At 63.0% G+C, this 581-nt stretch carries 1 protein-coding gene; it reads left to right on the top strand.

Annotated features, from left to right (window positions below; genetic code table 11):
* A partial coding sequence (locus AC07UR_RS33875; protein WP_494724415.1) for a peroxidase family protein occupies nt 1-581 on the top strand: 581 nt, incomplete at both ends.

Raw genomic sequence — 581 nt, 5'->3', positions numbered from 1 at the left:
CCGGGCAACGGCGCACCGGGATCGGGCAACCCGGCCGATCTGACCCGCGGGACGGTGAACTCGATCGTCGACGGCGTACCGCAGCACCTGAACAAGACCTCGCCCTTCGTGGATCAGAACCAGGCCTATGGTTCCAATGAGCTGGTCGGTCAGTTCCTGCGGGAAGGCAACGGTTCGGGCGGTCTCGGCTCGCATCTGTTCAAGGGAGCATCCGACCCGTCGAACGACGACTTCTCGCTGCTGCCGACGCTGCGCGAACTGATCCAGCATCACTGGCAGAACAACACCGTGTTCCATTCGGCTTCGCTGCCGGGCGGGCAGGTGGCGTTCCAGACCTACTTTGCCGGGCTGGTGACCAACGGGGTCATCAACGAAGCGATGCTGCCGGCCATGACGTCCAACTTCATGGGCAGCACCCATGCGCTGCTTCTCGACACCAACCCCTTCATCAAGTTGCTCGATCACTATGTGGTCGGCGACGGGCGCGGCAACGAGAACTTCGCGCTGACCTCGATGCACACCATCTGGGCCCGCAACCATAACTTCCATGTGGAAGGTCTGGAGGCGGCCGGCTTCCAGGG

It is taken from the genome of Ensifer sp. GW821-FHT05G01 (assembly GCF_059419585.1).
Note: the sequence above shows the minus strand (reverse complement) of the source record. Positions and strands in the feature narration are given on the sequence as shown.